The organism is Stenotrophomonas sp. 22LJNL06-5-1, assembly GCF_056861455.1.
The window spans coordinates 115,439-138,892 of sequence record NZ_JBSPUE010000002.1 but is presented as its reverse complement, the minus strand read 5'-3'; the positions used below and the strand labels follow the sequence as shown (position 1 = coordinate 138,892).

17 protein-coding genes are annotated in these 23,454 nt (G+C 66.1%); 8 read left to right on the top strand and 9 right to left on the bottom strand.

Annotated elements, in window-relative coordinates:
* Positions 1-48 precede the first annotated feature (48 nt).
* The gene (locus AC13GF_RS06270; protein WP_483003898.1) at positions 49-2,940 is read left to right on the top strand and encodes a TonB-dependent receptor; all 2,892 of its coding nucleotides are present in this window, start codon (positions 49-51) and stop codon (positions 2,938-2,940) included.
* A 102-nt stretch (positions 2,941-3,042) separates the two neighbouring features.
* The gene (locus tag AC13GF_RS06265; RefSeq protein ID WP_032127248.1) at positions 3,043-3,786 is read left to right on the top strand and encodes a FadR/GntR family transcriptional regulator; all 744 of its coding nucleotides are present in this window, start codon (positions 3,043-3,045) and stop codon (positions 3,784-3,786) included.
* A gap of 68 nt (positions 3,787-3,854) precedes the next feature.
* Here AC13GF_RS06265 and AC13GF_RS06260 read toward each other — a convergent pair whose 3' ends face one another.
* Positions 3,855-4,781, bottom strand: a complete 927-nt coding sequence (locus tag AC13GF_RS06260) for a hypothetical protein (protein WP_483003896.1) — start codon at positions 4,779-4,781, stop codon at positions 3,855-3,857.
* Between the two features lie 192 nt (positions 4,782-4,973).
* On the opposite strand from AC13GF_RS06260, the gene AC13GF_RS06255 reads away from it, so the two are divergent.
* The 3 genes from AC13GF_RS06255 (at position 4,974) to AC13GF_RS06245 (ending at position 7,766) form a co-directional block, all read left to right on the top strand.
* Positions 4,974-5,126: a hypothetical protein gene (locus AC13GF_RS06255; protein ID WP_162292569.1), complete on the top strand. Its 153-nt coding sequence runs from the start codon at positions 4,974-4,976 to the stop codon at positions 5,124-5,126.
* Positions 5,127-5,276: 150 nt separating this feature from the next.
* Entirely contained in the window at positions 5,277-5,912 is a 636-nt protein-coding gene (locus AC13GF_RS06250; protein ID WP_483003894.1) for a lasso peptide biosynthesis B2 protein, read from the top strand.
* A 12-nt stretch (positions 5,913-5,924) separates the two neighbouring features.
* The gene (locus AC13GF_RS06245; RefSeq protein WP_483003892.1) at positions 5,925-7,766 is read left to right on the top strand and encodes an asparagine synthase-related protein; all 1,842 of its coding nucleotides are present in this window, start codon (positions 5,925-5,927) and stop codon (positions 7,764-7,766) included.
* Here AC13GF_RS06245 and AC13GF_RS06240 read toward each other — a convergent pair.
* The 4 genes from AC13GF_RS06240 to AC13GF_RS06225 are packed head-to-tail and all read right to left on the bottom strand — an operon-like array spanning position 7,763 to position 13,699.
* Positions 7,763-8,473 carry an ABC transporter ATP-binding protein gene (locus AC13GF_RS06240; RefSeq protein WP_126929713.1) on the bottom strand — a complete coding sequence of 237 codons (711 nt, stop codon included), beginning with the start codon at positions 8,471-8,473 and terminating at the stop codon, positions 7,763-7,765. The two genes, AC13GF_RS06245 and AC13GF_RS06240, sit on opposite strands and share 4 nt — an antisense overlap.
* Before the next feature lie 12 nt (positions 8,474-8,485).
* Positions 8,486-9,844: an ABC transporter permease subunit gene (locus AC13GF_RS06235; protein ID WP_483003890.1), complete on the bottom strand. Its 1,359-nt coding sequence runs from the start codon at positions 9,842-9,844 to the stop codon at positions 8,486-8,488.
* Positions 9,841-11,304 carry a DUF3526 domain-containing protein gene (locus AC13GF_RS06230; protein ID WP_483003889.1) on the bottom strand — a complete coding sequence of 488 codons (1,464 nt, stop codon included), beginning with the start codon at positions 11,302-11,304 and terminating at the stop codon, positions 9,841-9,843. The genes AC13GF_RS06235 and AC13GF_RS06230 overlap by 4 nt, the downstream gene beginning before the upstream one ends.
* Before the next feature lie 10 nt (positions 11,305-11,314).
* Complete coding sequence (locus AC13GF_RS06225; RefSeq protein ID WP_483003887.1) at positions 11,315-13,699, bottom strand: TonB-dependent receptor plug domain-containing protein; 2,385 nt, start codon at positions 13,697-13,699, stop codon at positions 11,315-11,317.
* Positions 13,700-13,866: 167 nt separating this feature from the next.
* On the opposite strand from AC13GF_RS06225, the gene AC13GF_RS06220 reads away from it, so the two are divergent.
* Positions 13,867-15,516: an ABC transporter ATP-binding protein gene (locus tag AC13GF_RS06220; RefSeq protein WP_483003885.1), complete on the top strand. Its 1,650-nt coding sequence runs from the start codon at positions 13,867-13,869 to the stop codon at positions 15,514-15,516.
* Between the two features lie 137 nt (positions 15,517-15,653).
* Positions 15,654-16,253 (top strand): NADPH-dependent FMN reductase, encoded by a 600-nt coding sequence (locus tag AC13GF_RS06215; protein ID WP_483003884.1) that lies wholly within the window; start codon positions 15,654-15,656, stop codon positions 16,251-16,253.
* 19 nt (positions 16,254-16,272) lie between these two features.
* Here the strand turns inward: AC13GF_RS06215 and AC13GF_RS06210 are convergent, their stop codons facing one another.
* The gene (locus AC13GF_RS06210; RefSeq protein ID WP_483003882.1) at positions 16,273-17,919 is read right to left on the bottom strand and encodes a fatty acid--CoA ligase; all 1,647 of its coding nucleotides are present in this window, start codon (positions 17,917-17,919) and stop codon (positions 16,273-16,275) included.
* A 129-nt stretch (positions 17,920-18,048) separates the two neighbouring features.
* Between AC13GF_RS06210 and AC13GF_RS06205 the strand changes: the two genes are divergently transcribed.
* The gene (locus AC13GF_RS06205) at positions 18,049-18,723 is read left to right on the top strand and encodes a response regulator transcription factor (RefSeq protein ID WP_483003880.1); all 675 of its coding nucleotides are present in this window, start codon (positions 18,049-18,051) and stop codon (positions 18,721-18,723) included.
* A 4-nt stretch (positions 18,724-18,727) separates the two neighbouring features.
* Here AC13GF_RS06205 and AC13GF_RS06200 read toward each other — a convergent pair whose 3' ends face one another.
* From AC13GF_RS06200 to AC13GF_RS06190, 3 genes are read right to left on the bottom strand one after another with little or no spacing between them, the layout of a single operon-like run.
* Positions 18,728-22,054, bottom strand: coding sequence for a hybrid sensor histidine kinase/response regulator (locus tag AC13GF_RS06200; RefSeq protein WP_483003878.1), 3,327 nt, complete (start codon positions 22,052-22,054; stop codon positions 18,728-18,730).
* A gap of 36 nt (positions 22,055-22,090) precedes the next feature.
* Entirely contained in the window at positions 22,091-22,567 is a 477-nt protein-coding gene (locus tag AC13GF_RS06195; RefSeq protein ID WP_483003877.1) for a MaoC family dehydratase, read from the bottom strand.
* The gene (locus AC13GF_RS06190; protein ID WP_483003876.1) at positions 22,564-23,442 is read right to left on the bottom strand and encodes an alpha/beta fold hydrolase; all 879 of its coding nucleotides are present in this window, start codon (positions 23,440-23,442) and stop codon (positions 22,564-22,566) included. The genes AC13GF_RS06195 and AC13GF_RS06190 overlap by 4 nt, the downstream gene beginning before the upstream one ends.
* Between the last annotated feature and the right edge of the window lie 12 nt (positions 23,443-23,454).

Genomic DNA, 23,454 nt, shown 5'->3' with positions numbered 1-23,454 from the left:
CTGCGTCCCACGCCTGGCATGCAGGCGATCCTTTGGGAGGAGGAAACCATGCGGCGACCCGCCGGAGCAGTGCACAGCATCTCGTTGTCCCCCACACCCCTGATCGTGGCGCTGCTCGCCGTGCTGGCGGGCCTGCCCACGGCCCAGGCGCAATCCAGCAAGGACGCGGCAGGGCAGGATCCCACCACGCTGGACCAGGTGCAGGTCACCGGCATCCGCGAATCGATGCAGAGTTCGATCAACAAGAAGCGCGACGACACGGTCATTGCCGACGTGCTCTCGGCCGATGACATCGGCGACCTGCCGGCACCTTCGCTGGCCGATGCGATCGAGACCCTGACCGGTGCCGCCTCGACCCGCGACAAGACCGGTGCGTCGGAGATCTCGATCCGTGGCTTGGGCGCCTTCCTCAGCAGCACCAACTTCAACGGCCGCGAGATCACCAACGGCAGCGGCGACCGCTCGGTGAACTTCAACATGTTCCCGGCCGAGCTGATCAACACGGTGGCCATCTACAAGACCCAGCGTGCCGACATCATCGAAGGCGGCGTGGCCGGTACCATCGGGCTGGAAACAGTACGGCCATTGGAATACGGCAAGCGCTCGGCGCAGATTGATCTGCGTGGCAGCTGGGCCGAGTATGACAAGAAGTACCGCGACGACGACGGCATCGGCTACCGTGGCACCGCCAGCTACATCGACCAGTTCGAATTCGGCAACGGACAGAAGCTGGGCATTTCGCTGGGCTTCCAGCGCCTGGATGGCACCGACCCGGAAGAGAGCATCACCAGTGGTTCCACCTGGTATGCCTGCGATGGCACGCAGAACGTGGGCAATGCCAACTGCAATGAAGTGTCCGCGCAGGCCATCGCCAACGGCGCGCCGTACTACCTGGTGCCAAGCAGCCGCATCTACCGCCTCAAGCAGGAGCGCAACGACCGGCAGAGCGAGTTCGCCGCATTGCAGTGGCGGCCCAACGATGTGGTCGAAGTGAACCTCGACTTCGAACACACCGAGCGCAACTGGTACGAGAACCGCAGCGATCTGAGCCTGTCCAACGCTCGCCGCGGCATCACCCGGCGCAATGTGGACGCAGGGGGCATCGTGCGTCACCTGCATGGCAGCACCTCGATCGACTCCACTTCCAACCGCTACTGGCGTGGCGAGGAATACACCGGGGGTGGCCTGAACCTGATTCTGCGTCCGACCCCGGCGTGGGAGCTGTCTACCGATCTCTCGTACTCGCACACCAATCGCCTCGACAGCGAGCGCATGACCCGCCTGCGCGCCAACCAGCGCGACGTCAACAATGCCATCGTGCCGGGCATCAGCAGTGGTGCCACCGGCTACGTGGACTATGACTGGGACTGGCACGGCGAAGTGCCCAGTGTTGCCCTGGCGCCGAACTTCGACCCCAACAACTGGGATGCCTACACCGGCGCGGCGCGCGTCACCTCCAGCGCAACGGAGAACGACCACAAGATCAAGGCCGGTCGCTTCGATGCCAGCTTCATGCCCGAGTCCGGCTTCTTCACCCGCATCAAGGGCGGCGTGCGTGCCAGCCAGGCTGACTACCGCCTGCGCGACAACACCCTGGTAACCGACTACGACCAGCGCGTGGCGGCCGACAAGGCGAAGATCATCGCCGCCAACCAGGCCTGCCGCGCGCCGTTCCCGCAGGATGACTTCATGGATGCCGCCAGCGGCAACACGATCTCCTCGTGGGCGTACTTCGATCCGAACTGCCTGTACCAGTCGTTCCGTGGCAGCCTCGACAGTGGGTTGGATCCGGGTTTCCAGGACCCGAACAATGTCGATATCACCGAGAAGACACGCGCGCTCTATCTGATGGGTGAGTTCAGCAGCAACCTGTTCGGCTTGCCGGTGACCGGCAACCTCGGCCTGCGCTGGGTCAAGACCGATGTTCGCTCCGAAGGCGTGCGTACCGGGCTGCGCATCGAGGACAACGGTGACGGCACGATCCGCCTGCAACCCACCGGCGAGTACAGCACGCAGGTGTTCAAGGCGGGCAACGACAAGCTGCTGCCCAGCCTCAACGCGGCCTTCGAACTACGCCCGGACGTGTTGCTGCGGGTCGGTGCATACCGCGCGATGTCACGGCCGGACATCGCTGCGCTGGGCGCCGGGCGCACCATCAACTTGAGCAGTGATGCCACCTACGGCAATCTGGCCGACGCGTTGGATGACATCAGCGCCAGCGGCAACCCCGCCGCGCAGCCGCTGATGTCCTGGAACGGCGATCTGTCACTGGAGTGGTACCCGAACCCGGACACGATGCTGGCCGGCGCGGTGTACTGGAAGCAGTTCAACGGCGGCACCGCCACTGCGCTGGTGCCGGAGACCTACACCATCGACGGCCAGAGCGTGACCGTGCCGGTGCGCCAGCAGGTAACCACCGACGAGGACAGCACGCTGACGGGCTTCGAGCTGACCGCCACCCATCGACTGTCCTACCTGCCCAAGCCGTTCGATGGACTGGGCTTCAAGGTCAGTTACAACTACGCCGATGCCGACTACCGGACCCAGGGCTCGCGACTGGGCGAGCAGCTGGCCAGTGATGGCACGATCATTCCGGCGATCGTGCCGCCGGCTGGCCTGAGTGGTTTCTCGCGGCACGTGCTGTCCGGCTCGATCTACTGGGACGTCGGGCGCTTCAACATCCAGGCCATCGGCAAGTTCCGCTCGCACTACTACCAGGACTTCACCGGCAACACCGCGCAGCAGAACCGCTACTACGATGACAACACCAGCGTGGACCTGCGCCTGCGCTACCGGGTGAACAAGCAGTTGTCGCTGTCGCTGGAGCTGATGAACCTGACCAACGAGCCACGCGTGGCCTACCAGCCGCTTTATGGGAACTTCCGCGAAGTGGTTACCTACGGGCGGCGTGCGTATTTCGGTGTACGATACAAGTTCTGAACAGGGCGGCGCGGCCAGTGGTCGCGCCGTCGCTCCAACCGGACCCTTGCCGGCCGCGGTGGCAGGGCAGGGACCCGGAAGGAATCGCCAAGGGTCAGCCGCATGTCCGCCAACCGCCTATACCAGACCATCGCTGCCAAGCTCCGCAAGCTGATCGAGGACGGCGAATTTCCGCCGGGCTCGCGGCTGCCGGGCGAGCGTGAACTGGCCGAACGGTTCGGTGTGAGCCGGGTCACCATCCGCGAAGCCGAGATCGCACTGGAAGCACAGGGCTGGATCGCGATCCGCATCGGTTCGGGTGTGCATGTGAAGCCGCGCCCGACGCAGGCGTCCGGCGGACTGCCGGATGTCAGCGCCTTCGACCTCACCGCTGCCCGCGCGGTATTCGAGGCCGAGGCCGCCGCTCTGGCGGCAAGCAATTTGGATGATGCCGGCATTGCCGAGCTGCAGGCGCTGGCCGAAGCACTGTGCCGTCGCGACCTGAGCGATGCGGAAGCCGGCGAGTACGACCGCCGTTTTCACCTGGCCATCGCACGGCTTTCCGGTAACCCGGTGGTGGAGTTCTTCGTGCAGCAGATCTGGCGCATGCGCAGCGAACTGCCGCGGGTGACCGAGGTCTATGCACGGGTCTGCCATGATGATGGCGCCAGCCGTGCCGACGAGCACATGGCGATCTTCGAAGCCCTGCGTGCGCGCGATCCGGTGGCTGCGCGCAATGCGATGCGTCATCACTTCCAGCGCCTGTTCGAGGCCATGCTGCAGGCGACCGAAAGCCAGGCGCTGGAGGAGATCCGTCGCCGCACGCAGCAGGACCGTGAACGGTTCATGGCCACGACGCGAATCTGAAAGGCGGTCTGCGGGCGACGACCTGATGTAGCTGGCTGCCGCCGTCGGGCTTGATATCCACGGCCTTTCTACACCGCCGGAACGGTGATCCTCTGCAGATCCAGCTTGGCCCTGAGCGCATAGTGCTTGCGGGTAACCGGCACAGTGCAGGTCAGGCGCGGATCCAGGTAGTCCTTGAACATCGGCGGTCGCGAAGCGCCCAGATAGAACTGCCGATCCTGTTTTACCGCGGCGGGCAACAACACGTCGGACAGATCGCTGTCGGACGCATCGGTCACCAGGCAGGGGGCATGGCGGAAGCCGAGCCTGCGCAACAGGAACAGCCGGTGCGAGCCGTTGGTCAGGATGATCCGGCGGCCAATACGTGTGGCACTGATCAGGTTGTCGCTGAAACCGAGATAGATGACAAGGGCGTGGCTGGCCGCGCCGAACGGCTCGTAGCCGGCGATGGTGCGAGGATCGATCGTCGCCACGTCGAGGAACCGCAGGTCGTTGGACGCAGATGCAAAGGTGTAGCTGCCATCGGACTGGGTAAAGCGCACATCCGGATGTGCGTGGCGTCCCGTTCGCGCCACCAGCTCCATGATTTCGCGCGCATCGGGTGACGCGGACGTGGTTGCCGCAAGCTGATCGATATGGTGCAGGTTGATGCATTCCTGGAAGACCACCAGGCGATCGATCTCCACCATCTGCCAGCTGCGGGGCACCATGCTCGTCATGCGGTGCATCGAGGGTTGGCGAAGGGCCTGTTCGGCCAATGGCCGCATCTCTTCCGGCAGGGCGAGGACATCCATGGCATCGGCATCATCCGCTTCGTCCTGATGAAGTTGGCGCACCAGCGCACGCGCGTTCCGCCACTCCTCTACCAGCATCGCTTCATCAAAGCTTCCGGGTGGGCAACGCTCCCGGACGAAGCGGATGAACTTCGGCAGCGGAAACAGGCCCTTCAGCAGAAGGGTGGGATCAAGGCCATCGTCATTGATCTCAATGGGCATCCATCTCGCTCTCTTGGGAGTCGCTGCAGCGACGTCCGATCACGGTCGGTCGTCACGCCAAAATAATATGTTATATCGTAACATTTAAGTGCCTTGGCGGCAATCGTCCTGAAACATGCAGGGCGACGCTGGCTCGGCTGCCATGCATCCACTGCATCGCGTGGGTGCATCCACTGACTAGAGGAGATGTTCATGAACGAACTGATTGAGCTGGGCGTAGTGGCTGGAGAGCAGAATCACGAAGACCAGGGTGAACTGATCGAGCTGGGCTCGGTGGTTTCCGAAACCAAGGCGCACAACCACGGCACGTTGTGGGATGGCGTCTTCCCGACCACCTCGCCCTGATCCATCGCGCCATGCATGACCTGCGGTGCATGCCCCCCGCATGCACCGCTCTGATGCCTGCAGCAGCATGAGATCACGCTCGCGATGGACCAGCCTGAAGCCCAATACTTCCTTTCGAAGCACGCACATGTCTGTGTGACCGGTGACGCAATGGTCATTCTTGACCAGGCCTCCGGCAGCTATCTCTCCATCGATCGGCGCGGGGCGGCGGGCCTGGGCGGGCTGGTGCATGACTGGCCCCTGGCCTCCGACGGAGCGCCGAGGCCGAGGATGCTTCAGTCGCTGCTTGATCGGCGCCTGATCACCCAGGATCCGCTGCGTGGCAAATCCGCAGCAAGCGCCGCGATCGCGTTGCCCCGGCACTGGGTGCGCGAGGGCGAGCCCCGAGGATGTCCGCCGATCACGGCCCGCGATGTGCGCCGCTTCCTGGCCGCGGTCACGCGCGCGGCCTGCAGCAGGACGTTCCTGCCTTTCAGTCACACGGTTTCGGCAGCGCGCAGGCGCGGCCAGGCATCCACGCCGGACGAGGTGGACCTGCAGCAGCTGGCCCTGCTGGTTCGCGTGTTCGATTGGTTGCGACCAATCGCCTTCAGGAAGACCGACGAGTGCTTCCTCTACTGCCTGGCCATGCGCGAATTCCTGTCGCGGTACGGCATCGTTCCGGCGTGGGTGTTCGCGGTGCGGACCCAGCCGTTCGCAGCGCACTGCTGGTTGCAGCACGGCGACCAGGTCCTGACCGACATCCCCTTCAACCTGCGCCGGATGACGCCCATCCTGGTGCTGTAACCGGCCTGAGGCATGTACCGATACATCGCTCTGTTCTGGAACGAACATTCCGAATTCGCCCGTGCGCAGGCCCTGCAGGCCATGGAACGGATCGAGGCAGACCGCCCCGGAATCGACTGCGTGATGAGGGGCAGCGGGGCCGCGGTCTATGCCCAGAGTGACAACCCTGGCTACTTCGAATACAGCCGGTCCGGCTCGCTGGTGGTACTCGGCAAGCTGTTTCACAAGACCTTCGGTGCCGATACCGTTCCCGCCCAGGCGTTCCCTGATCCCGGCTCGGCCGAGGCCGCCTGCAGTACGCAGGGCAGGAGCCTGGTCGAGCAATACTGGGGCCGCTACGTCGCCCTGGGCTACCAGCCGGATACCGCCAGCTGGTTCGTGCTGCGCGACCCGACGGCGGAGATTCCGTGCTACATGACCACGGTCGATCAGTTGACGGTGGTCTTTTCGAGCATGGAAGACTGCCTGTTGCTGGGTTTGCGTGAGTTCAGCGTCGACTGGTCGTTCCTGTCCTACTCGCTGTTGTTCCCGTTCCGGGACGGCCTGCAGACAGGCTTCGAGGAGGTCACCGCGCTCGAGGCGGGCGAGGCGGTGACGATCCGTGATGGCCGGCCGGTTGACCGGCACTACCAATGGGATGTGGTGCGCCAGGCCAGTGAAGCGCCCATTGAAGATATCGAGGAAGCCGTGCAGCTGGCACGTGCAACGCTGCTGGGCTGTATCGGTGCGCTGGCGAGCCAGCATCGACGCATCCAGCTTCAGTTGTCCGGCGGGCTGGACTCCTCCATTGTCCTCGCCGGCCTGCTGCATGCGCCGTCCGCACCGGTGGTGAAGTGCGTCCATCACTACGATGCCGGCATTGGTGCCGATGAGCGCATGTTCGCGCGCATGGCCGTTGCCGGTGCCCGAGAATCCTCCGGAAGAAGTTGTGAGTTCGTCGAGTACCAGCGGCAGCCGCACTGCTCGCTGGAAGAGATCATGGACTTCCCGCGAACCGCCCGTCCTGCGCATTGCTCGGGCTACCTGCTGCATCGGCGCGACGTTGATTTCGACGCGGATACGGTGCAGTTCACCGGTGTCGGCGGCGATGCGGTCTTCCTGCGCTTCAAGGGCAATGCCGCTGCCATCGACTATGCGTGGCGGCGTGGGATCGACCGCGACTTTTTCCGTGTCGCGTTCGAAACCGCGCAGTCGGGCGATTCGCTGTACGGGGTATTCAAGGATGCCTTCGTCCATGGCGTGTTCAAGAAGCCTGGCAGCATCAACGGCCGTTGGGGCAACCCGTGCGAATGGGTGAAGGTGGATACTTCCGAACAGGATGGCACGCCGCCGGCCTGGCTGCGGCATGCACGCGCACAGGGGCACAGGCTCTCTCCGTACAAGCTGGCGCATATCGGCCGCATGATTTTCCCGACCAGCGTGCTCGATCCCTTTGAGGGTGCCGGACGCTGGCACGGCGTATCACCCATCAGCGCGCAGCCTGTGGTGGAACTGTTCGCCCGCCTGCCGCTGCACCTGCTGATGGCCGGCGCGGAAGACCGGACGATCGCGCGTCGTGCACTGCAGGGCCTGCTGCCGCAGGCGCTGCTCTCGCGCAAGGTGAAGTCCTACCTCGACGATCACTCGGTGGCGGTCACCCAGCGGCATCAGCAGTTCATCAGGGGCCTGCTGGTGGATGGCCTGCTCGCGCGGCGGGGCTACATCGACAGCACATCGGCCGACGCGGGCATCCGCAGGGTCAGCCCGGATCACTCATCCCAGGTGCTGGGCATCTTCGGCCCACAGGTCAACATCGAGGCCTGGCTCAGGCGCTGGATGGGCCGGCCAGGCGCGCCTGCGGCCGGCGTGGCCTAGGCGCTCCGGCTCATTTCCTCAAGGTAGAGGCTCTCCAGGTCATTGGCGGTGATTGTGCTGGCATCCAGCGTCCTGCGCAGCCTGCCGGCCTGCATCAGCCCGATGGTGGTCGCCACTTCGCGGGCACGGAACAGATCGTGGGTGGCCATCAGGATCGCCGTGCCGCGGTCGCGCTGGCGCACGATCAGCTCGTGGAATTCGGCCGAGGCAGTCGGATCCAGGCCGGACGTCGGCTCATCAAGGAGCAGTGCCCTGGCTTCCTTGATGATGGCCAGCGCGATGCCCACCTTCTGGCGCATGCCCTTGGAGTAAAGGCCGACGCGTCGCCCGAATGCCTCGGGTGCCAGACCGGCGGACCTGAGCGCTTCCTTCAGCCGTGCGGGCGAGCGTTGCTCCACCGCAGCCAGGCGCGCGAAGTAATCCAGGTTTTCATAGCCGGTCAGTTCGTCATACAGCGCCACGTTCTCCGGGATGTACAACAGACGCCGGCGCGCCTCCTGCGGCCGCTGCCAGGCACTGAGCCCGTCAACCTCGGCAGATCCGGAGGTGGGTTCGAGGAAGCCCAGGAACAGCTTGATCGTGGTCGATTTGCCGGCCCCGTTGGCACCCAGCAGGCAGAAGATCTCGCCGGGGCGCACCGTGAAGCTCACATCATCCAGCGCCCGATGCGTGCCGTGTTCCTTGACCAGATGCGTTGCAGTCAGCATGTGTGATGTACCTCAGGGGGTGGCCAGCCGACGCCGCATGGACCAGGCCGCGATCAGCAGAAGCAGGGTGGCGACGGCCAACGCGGCCAGGTCGATCAGTACACCGCGTTGCAGGGCGCCCGCCGTGTCCTGGAATTCGAAACGGGGCAGGGCGTCGTACTCGTCCAGCGTCTGTGGCACGTCACGGTCCAGATACGCCTTGTGCAGCTGCCGACGTGCCTGCCAGTACGCGAGGACCTGCTGCTGGAACGCCAGCGCCCGGTCGGCGTCGGATCCGGCGAGGCGGTCCAGTGCATCCTGCACCGCGACCGACGGCAACAGCAGGCGCGCCCGGTCGAGTGCCTGGCGTCGCACGTCCTCAGCCTCCGCATGCGCGGCGATCAAGGGCGCGATGGCCTGATCGGCCTGGACAAGATCGGCGTAGGCCACGCGTACGGCGTCCGCAATGCGCGGCGCGGGCGAACGCGTGGCAGATGGTTCTGCCGCGTGGCGCAGCTGCTGCTGGCGGGTAATGTCGGCCAGCTGCGCCTTCAGCGCGGTCGCCAGCTGCATCTGCGAAGGCGGTGGAACCCTCAGATTCACTGCCGCCAGAGCCAGCGATGGGGCCATGACCACGATCAGCAGCCACAGTGCACCGGCGGCGATGGCGGCCTCGGTGGTGCGCCGGGCGAAGCAGCCGATAAGCACCGCCAGCGCCAGCCAGAAACTGCCGTAGGCGAGCACGATCAGGGCAAGCACGGCCAGGCCGGAAGGGCTTGTTGCGCCCGAGGCAGCGGCAACGGCCAGGATGATGGCCAGTGCAGGCAGCAGCACGATGGCGCCGCGGGCCGATGCCTTCACCGCGATCAGCCGTCCTGCCGCGATGGGTTGTGACAGCACCAACGCTGTGATGCCGCGCTCGCGTTCGCGCGACCAGAGATCGAAGGTGGTCGCGAGGATGACCAGGGGCAGCAGGAACACAATGACGAAGGCCAGATCAAATCGGCCTGCGGCCTGCACGGCGGGATTGCCGATGTCGGACCACACATGCCTGAGCAGCTGGGTACGGTCACCCAGCGCAACCACGTCGGCGGTGTAGGGGTAGGCTTCCGCCTGGCCGATCGACAGCGCCGCCATCGGGCCGGGAGGGAGCACCGGCTGGACGCGGGGCAGTACCGACGGCGCCTTGCCAACGAACCCCCGGCTGCGGTCCCTGGCATCCTGCTCTTCCGCGTTGATCAGGCTGATGGCTGCCTCGCGCTGCCCGATCCATGCACTGCCATTCCATGCTGCATAGGCCGCCAGTACCACCAGCAGGCCAAGCAGCACCGGCAACGCCCGGTCACGCAGCAGGCGACGGATCTCATGCCCTGCGATCGACAGGCTGCTCATGGGGTACTCCCGAGATGCCGCGCCGACGTGAACACCAGCCCCAGGGCCAGCAGCACCCAGGCCAGCAGGATGGCGAAGTTCACCGACTGTGCCGCAGCGATGTGGCCCAGCGATGGCTGTTGCGGGCTGTACACCACGGAGCGGGTAAGGGTCGCGATATCGGCCAGGTGCTTGCTGCCGTTCGCGGCCTTGTGCTGTTTCACTTCCAGGTTGAGAGCCTGGATCAACTGATAGCGATAGTCTTCAACCCCGCGCAGGAACGCCAGGTGTGCAGGGAAGTCGGTGCGCGCCAGTGCCCGTGACGCGGCCTGCAGCGCGAGGGTGGGGGACAACGTCGCGAAGGCGCGTTGCGTGATCGCCTGCCGCTGGTAGGTGGCATAGATGCGTTCGAAGTGGCGGTTGTAGGTCTCGGTGGAATTCGCTTCGGCGAACTCCAGCGCGACACCACGGAAGTTGACCGGAAGATCGTCCACGTCCTTCACCTGGTAGCGTGCCAGCATCTCTGCTTTCAGTGCATCCAGCCGCTTGTCCGCCGGGTCGTGGCCATCGGCGCCGTGCTCCGCGTCCTCGGTGACCGCCGCCCGGAACGCGGGTGCGGTAGGCGTGGGATCCAGCGACTCGGCCAGTGCGGGGGCCACCCGTGGCGCGAGCAGGGTGGCTACCACCCAGAAGCCGAGCAGCACCACCAGCGACGTGCGTGCTGCGCTGAAGCGCGCCGAGACACCGATGGTGATGGCGCAGAACACCAGGAGATAGAGCGCATACGCCGCGACCATCGCAACGAGCGCCATGATGTCGGCCGTGCCGAGGGTGCGGCCGGCCATGCCCGGAAGGCTGACCGCCAGCAGGGCGAGGACCAGCAGCAGCGATGCCGTCGCCAGTGCGATCAGGCGGCCACCGATCAGCACGTGGGCCGATGCACCACTGCCGAGCTCCTGGCGGAGGGTCTCGCGGGCGACATCGCCGGAGAGGCTGGCGAATCCGGCAAGGATGATCAGCAGGGGCGCCACGACCTGCAGTGCCCATGCTGCGGAGAAGCCACCGAACCGGCTGAGCGCGGCGCCGGCGTCGACGGGTCGGTGCCGGGCCGGGTTCTGCGCGTGGCCTTCAATGAACACCGACGTGCCGACAAAATCCGTGATGCCCGGATCGAGTGCCGCCAGTGGCCGCACCGGCGCGGGAATGGCGCGGCCGACGTGGGCGGCGGCATGCGGATCGATCGTGCCCTGGCTGTCCCACAGCTCCGCCTCCTGCTCCGCTACGATCTGGCGCTCGAGGGCCTGCTGGGCCAGCCGTGCTGCGCCCGTACCAACCGACGCTCCCGCAAGCAGCAGCAGGGTGAGTGCGAGCCACAACAGGCGCCGCTCGCGCCACATCAGCTTCAGCTGGGTCGCGGCAACGGCCAGCATCTGGCGCAGGGCCGATGCGGGCCTGGAGAGGGCGGGGGAGGCATCGCTCATGGCGGTCGCCCTACCAGCGATGGGTCAAGGTCATGGACAGGAAGCGGCCGAGCGCCGTTGCATTGGTCGGGTCGAAACCGGTGTTGATGCTGTTGACGATGAAGGGCGGATTCCGGTCGAACAGGTTCTGCACGTTGAAGGCCAGTGAGGTGCCCTGTCCGGCATCGGCAGCACCGCTGAAGTCATACCTGAGATTGAGGTCGACCGTCGTCCACGAGCTGACATGGGGGTCGATGCGGTTGGCGGGGTCGCGATAGCTGTCCACATAGTTCACGAACAGCCCGCCGGCGACCTGCCGGTGGCTCACGGCGAGGCCACCGCGCACCTTCAGGTCGACCGGGAAGTACACCGCATTCACCGCGTCCACCTCGGGCGAGGTGGCGGTCACGCGGCGCTTGGAATCGATGATGTACTGGCCGGTAAGGTTCAACGCGATGCGGGCCTGGCCAGCGTCGAAATCGTAGGAGGCATTGAAATCGACGCCGCGCTGCGAAGTGAACGCGTTGTTGCGGAAGCGGTTGTCGAGGATGACCTCGCTGCTGGTTTCATCGGTTCCTGGCGTCAGGGCATAAGGGCCCACCCGCGATACGAACAGGCCCAGGCCGGAGGCGCCCAGCTGGCGCGCCTGCTGGATCTGCTGCGGCGTCGGGTTGACGGTCAGCAGGTCCGCATAGGGCGCGGTGGACTGCAGGAACAGCGACGGGAAACTGCCGCCGAACCCGCTGCCGATCCGGTCGGCATACTCGATGTGATAGTAGTTCGCATCGACCTTGAGGCCCGGCAGCGATGGAGGCGCGAACGAGAAGCCACCGGTCCAGGTCTTGGCACGTTCGGGCCCCAGATCCGGGTTCCCGTTGGAGAGCATCATCAGCACCGTGCTTCCGTTGGCCGCGCTCGGGTTGGGCACCTTGGCCACTACCACGGTGTTGTTCAGCTGCATGTCCTGGTAGACCGGGGCCCGGTAGGAGCGGCCGTAGCTGGTGCGGAACGAAAGTCCTTCCGTCGCTTCCCACAGCAGGCCGAGCTTGGGATTGAGGGTGGAACCGAAATCGCTGTAGTCGTCGTAGCGTGCGGCCGCAGTCAGCGACAGCCGGCGAACACCAGGCATGTCTGCCAGCAGCGGAATGTTGAGCTCAGCGAAGGCGGAACGGATCGTGCGCTGCAGGTCCAGCGGCTTTTCAAGCCCACGGTGGTCGAGCAGTTCATAGCCATCGCGGCGGTAACCCGCGCCGAATGCCGCGCGCACGCCGCCGGCCGGAAGATTGAACAGCTCGCCGTCGGCGATCACTTCCAGATAGCGCGATTCGGAGTTCGTATCCGTCGGCGGTGCGGTGCTGACCGAGCTGCCGGTGATGGTGGTTCTCTCGTAGGAGACGTCGCTCCTGCCGAATCCGGAATTCAGGCGGGCCTGCCACTGGCGCGGAAGCTCGAGGGTAAGGCCGGCGAACACATCGAACTGCCGCGTGTGCGGGAACAGGCGGGTCTCGTCGGCAGTGCCGGAAATGGTGGTGTCCATTTCGCGCTTGGCAAAGGAGCCGGTCAGGTTGAGCGTCAGCACATCGCTGAGTTCCTGCACACCGTCCAGGTACAGGCTGTGCCGCTTCGAGCCGGGATAGATGTCGTACGGCCTGACCGTGACGTTCCGGGAAAAGTCCTTGTCGACCGCAGCGAGGTTGCCCTGCTTCAGGAACTCGTAGCTGGCCATCAGGTGGCCGCCCTCCCAGGACCAGCCCGCCGACTGTGACGCCTGGTACTCGTCCATGTTGCCGCGGGTGACGCTGCCATAACGCAGCGAGGTCTCATAGCCGGTGAAATCGCGGCGCAGGACGATGTTGACCACACCGCCGACGGCATCGGTGCCGTAGATGGCAGAGGCGCCATCGGTGAGGATCTCCACGCGCTCGATGGCACTGAGCGGAATCAGTGAGATGTCGACGTACTGATAGCGGTTCGAGGAGGTCACGCGGTGGCCGTTGATCAGCGTCAGCGTGGTGCCCGTTCCGAGGCCACGCAGGTTGATGGCCGTGCCCTGGCCGAAGTTGTTGCCGGTATCGCGGTCGACGCCGAGGTTGCCGACATTGGCGCCGTTGGCACCGCCACCGAAGTTCTGCGGCAGCTTCTCGAAGAGCTGCTGCAACGAGGCTACTCCGGTTCGATCGATGGCCTCACGGTCGATCACGATGACCGGCGAGGCGCCACCGCCAATGGCATCGCGGATGTTGCTGCCAATGACCATCACCTTGTCCAGCGTGGCGGTATCGGATCGCCGGTCGCCCTGGGCAGCGCTGCCGGGAGTGCTGGCGTCCTGCGCCATTGCCGGCGCGTTGAGCTGCAGTGCGGCGGCCAGGCTGGCGACCACCAGTGCCGCCGACCTGGCGTTGGATGCGTTGTTCATGCCCCGGTCCATCGATCTCATCGGATGTTGGTCTGCGGCACGAGCCATCGCGCCTTCAATGGCGATGTTATATCATATCATTCAGGATGCGTGACGCCCCCCGCTGTGCCGGGAGGGCAGCCGCGCCGCCACACAGGAGCCACTGCACCGATGCCGGACCGACGCTGATGAAAATGTTCGCGCTGCCGCCGCCGGTCACCGAGATCCTCACCGCGTACTGGAAGGCAGACCGCAGGCTGCTGCTGTTGATAGCCGCCATCGTCGTGCTTTCAAGCCTGGCCACGGTGGCAGCGCCGTATCTGTTCTCGCGCCTGATCGACCGCATCAGCGTGGAAGGCCTGCGTGAACTGGCGGGAGGGTTCCTGCTCTACGCGGTGATGCTCGGTGCCGCCAGCATCCTGCAGAACACCGTGCAGTACCTGTCGTTCCTCAGTGGCGAGAACCTCGGTTTCATCACCAGCACCCGCTACTTCGCGCGCCTGCTGAAGAAGACCCACAGCTTCTTCCTGGATTACAACGCAGCCGAACTGCAGGTGGCCGGCGAGAAGGGCCGCAACGCCCTGAAGATCGTGGTGCAGCTCGGCCTGGTGGTGTTCATTCCCAGCGCACTGCAGATCCTGCTGACCCTGGTGACGCTGGGCGCACTGATCAACCTGCAGATGGTGGCGATCGTGCTGGGCTACGGATCTGTGGCCGTCACGCTTTCGGCCATCGCCACCCGGCGAGCGCGGATCCATCGTGAGGCGGCGGTCGAAGCCGGTCAGCAGAATGCGCGCTTCGTCGGCAATGCGATGAACGCGATGGAGACGTTGCGCCAGTTCGGCGGCAGCGCGTGGATGATCCAGCGCTTCGAGCAGAAGGCCCTGGAGGTCCGCGACAGTTGGCGCGCCTACGTGCTGCAGCGGATCGGCTTCATCGCGCTGCTCGGCGTCGGCCTGGCGGTCGAGTTCATCGTCACCTTCGCACTGTTGCTCCCGCGCTATCAGAGCGGCGAGCTGAGCGTCGGCGATATCGTGCTGTTCAACCTGCTGTTGCTGCAGCTCAACATGCCCTTTGAAATGATCGCGCGCTCGATCGATGACGTTGCGCGTTCGTGGACCCTGCTGACGCCGCTATCGGCGCTGTGGGCGGCACCCGAAGAACGGCAGGCGGCGAACGCCGGTCGATTCCACGGAGAATGCGGCCGGATCGAGTTCCAGCATGTCAGCCATCGCTACGGCAATGGCCGCGGCGTCCGTGATGCGTCCTTCCACGCCGGGCGCGGCGGCATCAACTTCCTGATGGGGGAGACCGGCGCAGGGAAGTCGACGCTGTTCAAGCTGGCACTGAAGTCCATCGATCCCCAGCACGGTCGTATCCTGGTGGATGGCACCGACCTGGCCCACATCGACCGTGCCGCGTGGCACGCCACCGTCGCCGTCGTTCCCCAGGATGTAATCCTGCTCAACGAGAGCCTGGCCGACAACATCCTGCTGGGGCGCCCGCGCGACGACACCCGGTTGCGTAACGCGACCCACAAGGCGTCGATCCTGGCCTTGATCGACGCGCTGCCCGAGGGCTTTGAAACCACGGTGGGCGAGCGCGGCCTGAAGCTTTCCGGCGGCGAACGGCAGCGCATCGCCATTGCCCGTGCACTCTACGGAGAGCCTGCCATCCTGCTCCTGGATGAAGCCAGCTCGGCGCTGGACGAGGCGACCGAGCGCGAGATCATGAGCCATATCCGCGCGCTTGCCGGTGATGTCACGATCATCGCCATCACCCATCGCCGCAGCGTGGTGACCGCAGCCGATCAGGTGATCGTGCTTGCCACGGGCTGACGGGACCTGGCGGACACCTGCACCTGCAGCTGGGGCGCAATGCTTCTGGGGTACGCTGTGCGCGTCCGTTCCCGGTGCCTCCCGCGCTGTCGATGCCTGGCCCGTGACCCCGCACCGACTCATTCCAGGAATCCCGCATGTCCGACAACCCTCCACCGCTGAACATTCTGGCGTTTGCCGGCAGCCTGCGCAGCAACAGTTACAACCGGCGCCTGGTCAGGGCAGCAGCAGGCGCCGCGCCTGCGGGCCTGCTGCTGACCGTGCATGACACCATTGCCGATATTCCGCTGTTCGACGAGGACCTGGAAGCCGCCGACCCGGCCGGTCCTGCCGGGGTCAAGCGCCTGCGCGCGGCCATTGCTGCCGCTGACGGCGTGCTGATCGCCACGCCGGAGTACAGCCAGTCACTGCCCGGCGTACTCAAGAACACGCTCGATTGGCTGTCCCGCGACGATGCCGAGTACCGCACGGTCCTTTCGGCCAAGCCGGTAGCGATCATCGGCGCCACGCCGGGTCACTGGGGCACCAAACTGGCGCAGTCGCAGCTGCGCCATACACTGACCGCCATGGGTGCATTGACCATGGCCTCGCCACAGCTCTATGTGGCCGAAGCAGCGGCCGCCTACGACAATGACGCCGAAGATTTCGACGTGGCGACGCGCAAGCGCCTGCAGCGCTTCCTGGAGGGATTCCAGAGCTGGGTCCAGCTGCTGCAGGGTGGGGCGTCGCGCGCTTGAGTGGTGCCGGCAGAGAGCGTCAGCGCCCGCCGGTGCCAGGGCCCGGATCATGCAGCCCGCGCAGCTTCTTCTTGTTGATCTTGCCCACGCTGGTCCGCTCGATCGCATCCACGAAGCTGACACGCTCCGGAATCGCATAGCGTGAGATGTCTCCGGAACGGCTGCGCGCTGCGACCAGTTCGATGATCTCCGCTTCTGACACATCGCGGCCCGGCTGCCTGACCACCAGTGGCAGCGGCCGCTCGCCCCATTTCGCATCGGCGATACCGATCACCGCGACCTCGCTGACCGCCGGATGCAGCGCGATGATGTCTTCCAGCGCGAGCGAGGAGATCCATTCGCCACCGGTCTTGATCACGTCCTTGATGCGGTCGGTGACGCGCAGGTAGCCACCTTCGTCGATGTTGCCGATGTCGCCGGTGTGCAGGTAGCCGCCCGCCCACAGCGTTGCCGAAGCCTCGGGATCGTGCAGGTAACCCTGGGTCAGCCAGGGTGCACGCGCCACCACTTCGCCGGTGGCGATGCCATCATGGGCGACATCGCCCATGTCCGGGTCGACGATGCGCAGGTCCACCAGCGGAACCGGAATGCCGGCCTTGGTGCGCAGTGACAGCACCTCATCGGCACCGGTCACGCTGTCCACGTCGATCTGGGCGATGGTCAGCAGAGGGCAGGTCTCGGACATGCCATAGCCGCCGAAGATGTCGATGCCCCGTGCCAGTGCACGCTGCGCCAGGGCACGGGGCAGGGCGGCACCGCCGATGATCACCTTCCAGCCCTCCAGGTCGGTCTGCGCCGCGTCCGGGTGCTCCAGCAGCATGTGCAGGATGGTGGGCACGCAGTGCGAGAAGGTCACCTTTTCGCGGGCAATCAACGCCAGCAGCTTCGCAGGCAGGTAACGCCCCGGATAGACCTGCCTGATGCCCATCGCGGTAGCCACGTAGGGCAGGCCCCACGCATGCACATGGAACATCGGGGTGATGGGCATGTAGACATCGTCACGATGCAGGCGGCCCTGGCGGGGTGCGCCGCCGAGCGCGGCCATCGCCGCCAGCGAATGCAGCACCAGCTGCCGGTGGCTGAAATAGACCCCCTTGGGCAATCCGGTGGTTCCGGTGGTGTAGAACACCGTGGCACGGGCATTCTCGTCGAAGTCCGGGAAGCGGACGACCGGCGTGGCACCGCGCAACCCCGCTTCGTACTCGGTGGCGAAGCCTGGCGGCAGCGGGCCACCGGCATCGTCCAACAGGATGCGCGTGCGCAGGTCCGGCAGCTGCTCGTCGATGGCGTCCAGCAGTGGCAGGAACTCGCGGTTGGCCAGGATCACCCGCGCGCCGCTGTGGTTCAGCGTGTACGCGATCTGCTCGGGGGCCAGGCGCACGTTCACCATCATCAGCACCGCACCGATCATCGGAACCGCGAAGTAGGCCTCCAGGTAGCGGTTGCTGTCCCAGTCCATCACCGCCACCGTGTCGCCGTGGCCGACTCCCAATGAGGTCAACAGGCCGGCCAGCTGGCCGATGCGCGCCTGCAGGGTGCGGTAATCGAATCGGACCTGGTCGCCATAGACGATTTCCTGTTCAGGACTCACCGCCAGCGGCATCAGCAGCAGCTGCTTGATCAGCAGTGGATAGGCATGGGCATCGGGAGTGGGGGCGGATGACATGGCATTTCCTCGTGGGCGGCGTTGCGGTCGCCGGCCTTCTCCGCACCACACTAGCAAGCCCTTCCTGCTGTACCAGCGTACCTAGGTACCTGTTCCCGCGCGCACCCGATTTGATAATCTCGCCAGGACATGCCAACCCTGCTCATCGCCGATGATCACCCCTTGTTCCGCGCGGCACTGCATCGCGCGGCGGAAGAGGCGGTCGCCGATCTGCAGATCAGCGAGGCGGATTCGCTGGACGGCGTGCTGGAGGTGATCGAGAACCAGTCGATCGACCTGATGCTGCTGGACCTGCACATGCCGGGCAACCACGGGCTGGCCGGGCTGGCCACGATCCGTGCGCTGCAGCCGGGCCTGGCGATCATCATCGTCTCCGCCAACGAGGAGCCGCAGGTGATCCGGCGCGCCATCGACCTCGGCGCCGCGGGCTACCTGCCCAAGAGCTCGGGTTTGAACGAGCTGCAGTCCGCGCTGCAGTCCGTGCTGGAGGGCGAACGCTGGATCCCGGCGCTGCTGCGCGAACCGGTGGCGCGGGTGGCGCCGTTCAGCAGGGATGCCGATCTCGCCGAGCGCCTGGCCAGCCTGTCGGCACATCAGTACAAGGTGCTGGGGCTGGTGGCCGAGGGCCTGCTCAACAAGCAGATTGCCGACCGGCTGGGCGTACAGCTGCGCACGGTCAAGGCGCACATGACACGCATCATGGAGCGCCTGGGCGTGCGTAACCGCGCGCAGGCCATCCGCGTGCTGCACGAAATGGGATTGGCCGATCCATCCCGGCAGATCGAAGAGCTGCCCGAGCCCTGAACGGTCAGCGCGTGGCAGTGGCCGCCAGCAGGTGGTTGATCGCCCAGCGCAGCGCCAACGGCTTGAACGGCTTGTTGAGCAGGGACAGGCCAACGCCGCGCACCGCCTCGCGCGTATCGCTGCCGGTATCCGCACTGAGGATCACCGTCGGCCGCGGCCCATGCATGTCCGCCAGCCGCTGCCACAGCGCAACACCGGTATCGCCGTCATCCAGGTGATAGTCGAACAGCCACAGCGCCGCCTCGTGCGCTGAGGGCCCGATGTCATCGGCGCTGCCTGCCGCGATGACGTCGCAGCCCCAGGAAAGCAGCAGTTGCCGCATCGCCTCCAGTGCGTCCGGGTCATTGTCCACTGCCAGTACGCGGATACCCTTGAGGGCGTTGCTGCCACCCGTAGGTGGCGAACTGCGCGGGGTCACAGGCGGTGCTGTGCGTTGCACGCTGATCGAGAAGGCCGAGCCGCGCCCGGGCACGCTGCGCAGGTGCAGGGGTGCATGCAGCAGATCGGCGATGCGGTGGGCGATGGTCAAGCCCAGTCCCAGTCCCTGGCCGTTGCTGCGATCGACCCGGTGGAACTCCTCGAACACCACCGCCTGCTGCTCCGGAGCAATGCCGGGGCCGGTGTCATGCACGACGATCATCAGTGCCTGCCCCTGGCGGCGCACACCCAGCAACACACCGCCGTGGCGGGTGTAGCGAATGGCATTGGCCAGGAAGTTCTGCAGCACCCGGCGCAGCAGCAGGGGATCGCTATGCACCCAAGCCTGGCTCCGCACGTGGCGGAACTGCAGGCCGCGCGCCGCCAGCACCGCGAACTCCTGCGCGAGCGGATCCAGCACCGTCGACAACGCGAACGGGCGCGGATCGGCCACCAACCCACCGGCTTCCAGTCGCGAGATATCGAGCAGGCCGGACAGCAGGTCATCGGTGGAATCCAGTGCGCCGCGGATCTGCCGCAGGAAACTGTCGAGGAACTCGGATTCGATGTGCTGCGACATCGCCTCGGTCAACAGCTGGGCCGCATGCAGGGGCTGGATGAGGTCATGGCCGACCGCCGTCAGGAAGCGGGTTTTCGCCGCGTTCGCGCGCTCGGCCTCCTGGACCGCCTGCTGCAGCCGCGCGGTGCGGTCCTGTACGCGGCGTTCCAGGGTTTCATTGCTGCGCTTGAGCGCATCCTCCGCGCGGCGGAACGCCGTGACATCGGTGAAGGTGGCTACATAGCCACCGCCCGGCATCGGGTTGCCGCGGATCTCGACGATGGTGTCATCGGGGAAGATCCGTTCGGACAGGTGCGGCGTGCCACGGCGCATATGCGCGACGCGGCGCTGCAATGCCTTGGTGGGCGTGTCGCCGGGGCCATCGCCGATCTTCAGCTGCCCCAGTGCCCACGCCGTGAGGTTGACCACCGGCTGCCCGACCTGCAGCAGCTCCGGCGGGAACTTGAACAGCGCGGCGTAGCGGCTGTTCCAGGCCACCAGCTGCAACTGCGCATCGACCACGCTGATGCCCTGGCTCATGTTCTCCAGCGCGGCTTCCAGCAGGCGCTGGTTGAAGCGCAGCGCCTGGGTGGCCTCGCCGACGGCGCGGGTCACCGCATCCAGCGGCGCGGCGCCGCCTTCGCGTGCGGCTTCGACCAGCAACCGTGCCATGCCTGCGCCGACCACGGCCGTCAGCTCACGCTCGACGGCGGTGACCCGGTCGTCATCCAGCATCTGCCCGGCGTGGCCCTCCAGCAGCTGGCGCGCACGCTCCTGGCCAAGGAAGCGTCCGGCGGTCCTGCGCAGGGACGCCGCAGCCACCGCATCCCGCCTCCGCGGCAATGACGGACGCACGGCCCGCGACACCAGGGCCACGGTCAGCAGGTTGACCGCCAGGCTGGCCCCCATGCTGATGGCGATATGCCCCGGCTGCACGCGCAGCGAGACCACCGACAACCAATGCAGCCCGTCGGCGCCGACCGACGGCGTCGCGGCCGGGATCACCATCGGCAGCAGTACCAGCCACAGCCAGGCCAATGAGCCCAGCACGATGCCGGCCATGATGGCCGCGGAGGGCGTACGTGGGCGATACACCGCGAGCAGCACAGCCGGTGCCAGCTGCGAGAGCGCGGTGAAGGACATCAGGCCGAAATCGCTGAGTGCCTCGGTGTCGCTCATCGCGCGGCTGTACAGCCACGACATCAGGAACACGGCGAGGATGCCGGCACGGCGGAACGCCAGCACGCGCGGGCGCAGATCGGCGCTGGCCACGCCGCCCCCGATGCCGCCGAGCAGGCGCGAACCGAATCCGTGGTTGCCAAGCATGATCGACAGGGTCAGCCCGGACAGGATCATCATGCCGGTGGCCGCGCTCAGGCTGCCCAGATAGGCCAGCAGCGCCAGCAGATGATGGCCACCGGCCTGCGGCAGCGCCAGCACGTACAGGTCAGGCGATACCGAGGCTGGCAGCTGCGCGGCGCCGGCCAATGCCATCGGCACCGACGGCAGTCCGATCAGCAGCAGGTAGACCGGGAACATCCAGCGCGCTGTCTTCAGGTCCGATGTCTGGCGAAGCTCGACCACGCCGACGTGGAACTGGTGGGGCAGGGTGAACGCGGAGATCGCCCCCAGCGCGACCATGGTGAGATAGTCCGGCACGATGGCCGGTGGTGGCAGCTGCGCCATCTTCTCCAGCAGTGGTGTGCCGGCCTTGTGCACGGACAGCGCCGCATACAGGCCAATGGCCAGCAGTGCGACCAGTTTCAACACCGACTCCAGGCCCAGCGCGACCACGATGCCGCGGTTGGGCTCGGTGGCCGAGGCCTTGCGTGCACCGAACAGCAGGGTGAACGCGGCCATCGTCAGCGCGAACCAGAACGACATGTCCAGCTGCGCACCGGCAGGCGCGAACCGATCACCCAGCAGGGCACCCAGCCCCTGGCTGACGGCTTTCAGCTGCAGTGCGATGTAGGGAATGATGCCGAACAGCGCCACCAGGGTGATGGTGAAGCCGAGGCCACGATCGGCACGCAGTCGTGCAACGACCAGATCGGCGATGGTGGCACTGTTGTGCTGCTTGGCCAGCCGCCCGAGGCGGAGCAGGAACGGCAGGCCCAACGCGAAGATCAGCGCCATGCCGGCCAGGGTCGGTGGAATGGGGAAGCCCCATTGCAGCCCCTGCGAGGCCGCACCGTAGTAGGTCCACGCGGTGCAGTGCACAGCCAGCGACAGTGCATAGATGAGCGGCCATGCCTTCGAAAGCCGGTGCCCCCGGCGCTCGCCCCACAGCGCCACGCCAAACAGCAGTGCGGTCCATGCAATGCAGGCGAAGAGGACGATGGAGGGCGTCAACATCGCTCCAGTGTAGGGAGAGAACCGGGCAGGGTGGTGCTAGGCGGCAATCACGATCAGTGACAGCTGCTCAGCGACCAGTGCCAGCTCGCCATCGGCGACCCGCTCGACGGCCTTGCGCTGGGTCAGCAGCCACTGGCCGGGCTGGTGCGCATCCAGTGACACCAGCTGCGAGCGTACCCGCACCTCGGACCCGCTCGGCACCGGCGCCAGGAAGCGGACCTTGTTCAAGCCGTAGTTGAGTACATGGGCGATGCCGGGGAAGCCGGCCAGGGCGGCCACATCGTCCTCCACCGTCAGCGAGAGCAACAGGAAGCCATGTGCGATGGTATGCCCACCCGGCATCTGCGCCTGCGCCCGCGCTGGATCGACATGGATCCAGTTGTGGTCGCCGGTGGCGTCGGCAAAAGCAGCGATGCGCGCCTGGTCCACGCGGGTCACGCCACTCAGCCGCTCACTGGCGGCCCACTGCTGCAACGCCTGCAGGGCGGGAGGCAGGTCGCTGTCCGCACTCACGCCACACGCTCCAGCAGGGTCAGGATCGCGTCACGTGCCTCTGGCTCGGACAGCATCGGCGCGTGCCCCACATCGGGCACCTCCACCAGGCGGGCACTTTCCGAGGTGGCCGCCATCTGCCGCGCGACATCGGCCGGCAGAATGTCGGACAGCGCACCGCGCACCACCAGCACCGGCACCCGGGCGGTCAGCCCGCGGACCGCACGCCACAGCACCGGACGCAACAGCCACAGCAGCCATGGCCGGGTGGTGCGGATCACTGCCGGGTCGTAGTCCAGTTCCAGCAGGCCATCGCCTCGCGGGCGGAAGGTGCGCACCGCCATCTGCCGCCAGTCATCGGTGCTGAAGCGCGGGAACGCAGCCTTGCCGATGGATTCCACGTAGGCCGTGGCCTGCACCAGGTCCATTGGCGGTACCGGCTTGCCGGCGTACTTGCCGATCCGTGCCAGCGCCTCACGCGGCACCTTGGGGCCGGCATCGTTGAGCACCGCGCCCGCGATCCGCTCGGGCGCGCGCGAGGCGAGGGTGATGGTCACCAGCACGCCCAGCGAGGTGCCGACGAACACCGCCTTGTCGATGTTCTGCGAGCGCAGCAGCGCGACCATGTCATCCGCATAGGCACGTGGGTTGTAGCTGGACGGGTCATATGCGCGTTGCGACCCTGCGCGACCGCGCAGGTCGACCGCGATCACGCGCCAGCCCTCGGCGGTGAGTACATCGGCCAGCGCATCGAAATCGGCGCCATTGCGGGTCAGTCCTGGAATGCAGACCACCGTACCACGTGCTGCCTGCCCCGCATCGGGTGCATGGTCGCGCGCGTGCAGGCGCAATCCATCCTTGCTGTTCCAGTACAGGTCATCGTAAGACTGCGTCATGCAGAAGCTTCC

What these genes read in the sequence shown, in the direction of transcription:
- AC13GF_RS06260 (WP_483003896.1), bottom strand. Translation starts at nt 4,781, where the DNA reads ATGCCCATTGAGATCAATGACGATGGCCTTGATCCCACCCTTCTGCTG.
- AC13GF_RS06200 (WP_483003878.1), bottom strand. Translation starts at nt 22,054, where the DNA reads ATGTTGACGCCCTCCATCGTCCTCTTCGCCTGCATTGCATGGACCGCA.
- AC13GF_RS06205 (WP_483003880.1), top strand. Translation starts at nt 18,049, where the DNA reads ATGCCAACCCTGCTCATCGCCGATGATCACCCCTTGTTCCGCGCGGCA.
- AC13GF_RS06210 (WP_483003882.1), bottom strand. Translation starts at nt 17,919, where the DNA reads ATGTCATCCGCCCCCACTCCCGATGCCCATGCCTATCCACTGCTGATC.
- AC13GF_RS06270 (WP_483003898.1), top strand. Translation starts at nt 49, where the DNA reads ATGCGGCGACCCGCCGGAGCAGTGCACAGCATCTCGTTGTCCCCCACA.
- AC13GF_RS06255 (WP_162292569.1), top strand. Translation starts at nt 4,974, where the DNA reads ATGAACGAACTGATTGAGCTGGGCGTAGTGGCTGGAGAGCAGAATCAC.
- AC13GF_RS06250 (WP_483003894.1), top strand. Translation starts at nt 5,277, where the DNA reads ATGGTCATTCTTGACCAGGCCTCCGGCAGCTATCTCTCCATCGATCGG.
- AC13GF_RS06215 (WP_483003884.1), top strand. Translation starts at nt 15,654, where the DNA reads ATGTCCGACAACCCTCCACCGCTGAACATTCTGGCGTTTGCCGGCAGC.
- AC13GF_RS06265 (WP_032127248.1), top strand. Translation starts at nt 3,043, where the DNA reads ATGTCCGCCAACCGCCTATACCAGACCATCGCTGCCAAGCTCCGCAAG.
- AC13GF_RS06230 (WP_483003889.1), bottom strand. Translation starts at nt 11,304, where the DNA reads ATGAGCGATGCCTCCCCCGCCCTCTCCAGGCCCGCATCGGCCCTGCGC.
- AC13GF_RS06235 (WP_483003890.1), bottom strand. Translation starts at nt 9,844, where the DNA reads ATGAGCAGCCTGTCGATCGCAGGGCATGAGATCCGTCGCCTGCTGCGT.
- AC13GF_RS06220 (WP_483003885.1), top strand. Translation starts at nt 13,867, where the DNA reads ATGAAAATGTTCGCGCTGCCGCCGCCGGTCACCGAGATCCTCACCGCG.
- AC13GF_RS06245 (WP_483003892.1), top strand. Translation starts at nt 5,925, where the DNA reads ATGTACCGATACATCGCTCTGTTCTGGAACGAACATTCCGAATTCGCC.
- AC13GF_RS06225 (WP_483003887.1), bottom strand. Translation starts at nt 13,699, where the DNA reads ATGAACAACGCATCCAACGCCAGGTCGGCGGCACTGGTGGTCGCCAGC.
- AC13GF_RS06240 (WP_126929713.1), bottom strand. Translation starts at nt 8,473, where the DNA reads ATGCTGACTGCAACGCATCTGGTCAAGGAACACGGCACGCATCGGGCG.
- AC13GF_RS06190 (WP_483003876.1), bottom strand. Translation starts at nt 23,442, where the DNA reads ATGACGCAGTCTTACGATGACCTGTACTGGAACAGCAAGGATGGATTG.